Source organism: Actinocrinis puniceicyclus, assembly GCF_018283645.1.
Classification (GTDB): Bacteria; Actinomycetota; Actinomycetes; order Streptomycetales; family Catenulisporaceae; genus Actinocrinis; species Actinocrinis puniceicyclus.
The window spans coordinates 1-470 of record NZ_JAGSXH010000384.1 but is presented as its reverse complement, the minus strand read 5'-3'; the positions used below and the strand labels follow the sequence as shown (position 1 = coordinate 470).

General features: G+C 61.3%; 1 pseudogene. It reads left to right on the top strand.

Annotated features, from left to right (window positions below):
- Window positions 1-470 (top strand): annotated as a pseudogene (locus tag KGA66_RS29395) (transposase); the annotation flags it as partial.

Sequence of the window (470 nt, the reverse complement as noted above, 5' to 3'; positions counted from 1 at the left end):
GGCACAGGCCGTGCCGCAAAGACCGATCGGCTCGATGCGACAGTGCTGGCGCAGATGGCCCATTTATTACCGCTGACCCGCTACGTACCGCCTGCCCCTTGGCAGCAGCGTCTGGCTGAATTTGCGCAATGCCGCAGGCATCTGGTGCAGATGCGGGTCAGTGAGATGTAGCGCTTGCGGCGATTGGTCGATCCGGATCTGATTGCGATGAAGCAACGCTATATAGCTCAGCTATCTGACGACCTGAAGCAACTGGACAAAGCTATTGCCGAGCAGCTTGAGGGACAGCCTGGCTGGAAGAACATCGGCGCGCTCAAAGGCGTCGGCCCCATCCTGATCAGCACACTGGCCAGCGAGTTGCCCGAACTGGGCAGCTTGGGAAGCAAAGCCATAGCGTCGCTGGTGGGGCTGGCCCCGATGAACCGCGAAAGTGGCACCTGGCAGGGCCAACGGCGGATCAGTGGTGGGCG